The organism is Brachyspira sp. G79 (assembly GCF_002379365.1).
Classification (GTDB): Bacteria; Spirochaetota; Brachyspiria; order Brachyspirales; family Brachyspiraceae; genus Brachyspira.
Map to the genome: position 1 here is coordinate 1,055,905 of NZ_JQIU01000008.1, position 3,747 is coordinate 1,059,651.

The window sequence follows — 3,747 nt, forward strand, 5'->3', positions numbered from 1 at the left end:
TCTCTCCTATCATTTTAAGATTATTTTCTTTATCATTACCATAAACATATAATTTAAATCTAAATCCGTATTTTATATCAAGCCCCATCATTTTTATAAAAGATTTGGCATTAATTCTTTTTCCATTTTGATTTTCTATTTCAATTTTATCATCTATAGTCCTAAAAAAATCAACAATAGAATTAACAATTTTATTATCAGATGTCAAACTATTTCTGCATTCAAATTCTTTAGATATAAAATCTTCCATAAACACAAGCCTTATAATATATTTTTTATAAAATAACATTAATTTATTAAAATTTCAATAACTTTTTGTATAAATAAGATAAATAAATTAAATAATAAAGGCTTATTCCATTTATAGAAATAAGCCCTTATTTATGGAAAACTTTTTAGTTGGATATGTCTTTATTATTATTTATCTATCTTATTTAGCAATAATTGTACCAACATACATTTTATCTGTTCTTACTCCAGGTTTAATTTCTCCGTTAATAGAATATATTTTGTTTCCTATTAATATCAAACCTTCTCCGCAAGGAGCATCAAAAGGAATCTCTCCTATTGTTCTCCAAGTATTAGAATCGCAGTTATAAATTAGTATATTACTGTTCCAATTAAACTCATAAGGGTCAGCTCCAAAATATCCTGCTCTGAAATTAGCTAATTCAGTACCTTGAAGATTACCTAAATTATAAACAGCATCATCATAAACAGCTTTATTAAATCCACCTATAACAAGCATTTCGCTTTCATTAAGTTTAACAGATGCTGCACCAAGCAAAGATATTCCTTCACCGTCAAGAGCTACATCTGCAGCAGGAGTCCAAGTATTATTATCAAAATCATATTTATATCCATCAGTATAAGCTGTTAAATCACCGCCGCTAAATACATATATATTACCATTTAATAATTGAGCAACTGCCTGAGTTCTGCTTTCCTCTCCTGGTACTGGGGCTAATTCTTTTGTTTCTTTAGCTGCTAAATCATATTCATAAAGTTTATTACTGCCTTTGCCTGCTTGTTTACCAGTAATTATATATAATTTATTATCTCTATAAACAGCTACCCCATTTTGTAATGTGAAAGGCAAATCACCTATTTTTTCAACATTTAATTTATTATCTTTTAATGTAATAAATAATATATCATCATCGGCTTCAGGGTTTGAAGAGCCTCCTATATAATATATGCCATCATCAGTAGTTACAGAAGCACCATATCCTATTTCATTTTCTAAGTTAATATGTTCAACTACTTCTAATACACCATTTTTATCTTCAAGCATATATATATCAGAATAAGTTTTTTTAGCTCCGCCGTTTAATACCGACTCTTCAGGAAAGTTAGCACCTCCGCCTACAACTATATATTTACCTCCTAAAGAGCCATACAAAACTCCAGCTGTACCAATATTTTTATCCATTCCAGTTTGAGAAGGCAAATGTCCTCCCATTTCCCAAACTATTTTTTTATCAGTTTTTGAATCTAGCACATTAGTGTTATTATTAGCCGTGTTAGTTCCCGAACAACTTATTATAAATATAATAGATAAAATTAAACATATTTTTTTCATTTTATCTCCTCATTATTATTTATTTTTCATAATTGTAGAATAAGTTAATCCTTTTATTTTTTCAGCAGATGGTTTTCCAAAAGCAAAAGAAGCTAAGAAAGAACCTATCACTCCAACTGCTATTATTATAAATGAAAGCATAAACTCAAATATTTCTGGTTTAGTATATCCAGGTATAAATTTAGTAAGCATTCCTGCAGGATCGCTTATATAAAATGCTACTATAACAGAAAGTATAAATCCTACCCAAACAGCTTTAGTTTCAATTTTATCAAAGAATATACCTACCAAGAATACAGCAGCTATAGGACCTCCTAAAAGACCTGTTATAGCTTGGAAATATAAGAACATATCACCTTGACCATTATATATAAAGTAAATAGCTAATATTGTACTAAATATACCTACTACCCAGCTTGATAATCTAGCAAATTTTAATTTAGAAGCATCTTCCATACCAGGTTTTAAAAACTCTAATATATCAGCTGTCATACAAGTAGAAACAGAGTTAAGACTAGATGATACTGTAGACTGAGCAGCAGCAAATATGGCAGCTATTACAAGTCCTGATATACCAACAGGCAAAGCATTTACCACAAAATAAGGAAGTATAGCATTACCATTAACATTTTCAGGCAAAGGAGTTTTGAAATGAAAATAAATATACAAAGCAGAACCCATACCTATAAATATTACTATACTAGTACAAAGTAAAGGAATATTCATATACAAACTTTTTTTAGCTTCATGTTCATCTTTATTAGTAGCATATCTTTGAACTATATCTTGGCTTCCTATATAAGAATAAATAGAGTTAACAAACCCTCCAATTATGATAGTCCATATACTAGTTTTAAACAAATCAAAAGTAAAGAAATCAGGAGTTATAATTTTTCCGTCATCAGCTAAAAGCTTGAAACCTTGACCTATTCCTTCAGGTGCAGAGGCAAAACCTACAATAATAATGAGGAAAGCTCCCAAAAGAAGTACAACTGTTTGTATAGCATCAGACCATAATACAGCCTCTATACCGCCCATAGAAGTATAAGCAACACAAAATATAGATACAATAACTGTTATTAACACTGGATTAAGTGCTGGAAGTACCTGCTGTATAGCCAAAGTAGGAAGATAAATTACTATAGCCATTCTTACAACGTGAAAAAGTATAAATGTTAAACTTCCTACTAATCTGAAAGAATTATTAAATCTTTTTCCTAAATACTCATAAGCAGTAGTAACATTAACTCTTCTAAAAAATGGTACAAATGTAGGAGCTACCCATAATACTATTAAAATAATACCCAATGGAGCCATACCTAAAAGCCAACTGTTATTATAAACAGAAGCAGGTATAGCTATAAATGAAATAGATGATAAAGCTGTAGCGTAAATACTCATAGCTGTTACCAAAGCAGGAACCCTTCCGCCTGCTTTGAAATAATCATCAGTTGATTTTGTTCTTCTGGCAAAGAACATACCAATTAAAAACATTACAACAAAGTATAGTCCGATAACTACCCAGTCAAAACCAATGCCAAGCCATAGTTTTGTTCTCCTATAAATAAGTTTTTGTTCACGTGAACAATTATATTATAGTAAAATAAATTTATAATGTCAATTAAAAAATAGAAAATATTACAATTTAATACAATTCATCATAAAAAAAATGAAATTTCTCACTAAAAATATATGCTAAAATACTTTAAGTAATAACATTTAATAATATTAATATAAAAAATACACACATAATATAGAAATTTGATATACATATTGATTTTTTATAAAAAACTATTACTATATATAAAAAAATATTAGTTTTTAATATGGAAAAATATATAGACATAATAAAAAAATCAAATCTATTTTGCAATATGAATGATAAACAGATAATAGTTCTGTTAGAAGATTTCAAATCTGAAAAAAAGTATTTTGATAAAGATAATATTATAATAGATGCAGGAGATAAAATTGACAGCATATATATTATCTTAAAAGGAAAAGTAGAAATTTCAAAAGAATATGATGATACTAGAAAAAACATAGTAAATATATTAAATGATGGAGATATATTTGCTGAAGCATTGGCATTTTCTACTAATAAAATATCATCTATACAGGCTATATCATTAGATAAAACTGAAATATTAAAAATAAATATAAAA

General features: G+C 27.9%; 4 protein-coding genes. 1 reads left to right on the top strand and 3 read right to left on the bottom strand.

Annotation, left to right across the window (positions count from 1 at the left end):
* The 3 genes from KQ44_RS06040 to KQ44_RS06050 all read right to left on the bottom strand — a co-directional run.
* Positions 1 to 250: HPr family phosphocarrier protein (locus tag KQ44_RS06040; protein WP_205676550.1), on the bottom strand; the 250-nt coding region annotated here is incomplete at its 3' end.
* A gap of 180 nt (positions 251 to 430) precedes the next feature.
* A complete protein-coding gene (locus tag KQ44_RS06045; protein WP_096736664.1) occupies positions 431 to 1,582 on the bottom strand; it encodes a cyclically-permuted mutarotase family protein in 1,152 nt (383 codons plus the stop codon).
* 15 nt (positions 1,583 to 1,597) lie between these two features.
* Positions 1,598 to 3,076, bottom strand: a complete 1,479-nt coding sequence (locus tag KQ44_RS06050; protein ID WP_096736665.1) for a sodium:solute symporter — start codon at positions 3,074 to 3,076, stop codon at positions 1,598 to 1,600.
* A gap of 332 nt (positions 3,077 to 3,408) precedes the next feature.
* Between KQ44_RS06050 and KQ44_RS06055 the strand changes: the two genes are divergently transcribed.
* A partial coding sequence (locus tag KQ44_RS06055; protein WP_143277879.1) for a cyclic nucleotide-binding domain-containing protein occupies positions 3,409 to 3,747 on the top strand: 339 nt, incomplete at its 3' end.

Bases quoted from the DNA above. Each gene is read 5' to 3' on its own strand.
- KQ44_RS06050 (WP_096736665.1), bottom strand. From the start codon at position 3,076: ATGTTTTTAATTGGTATGTTCTTTGCCAGAAGAACAAAATCAACTGAT.
- KQ44_RS06045 (WP_096736664.1), bottom strand. From the start codon at position 1,582: ATGAAAAAAATATGTTTAATTTTATCTATTATATTTATAATAAGTTGT.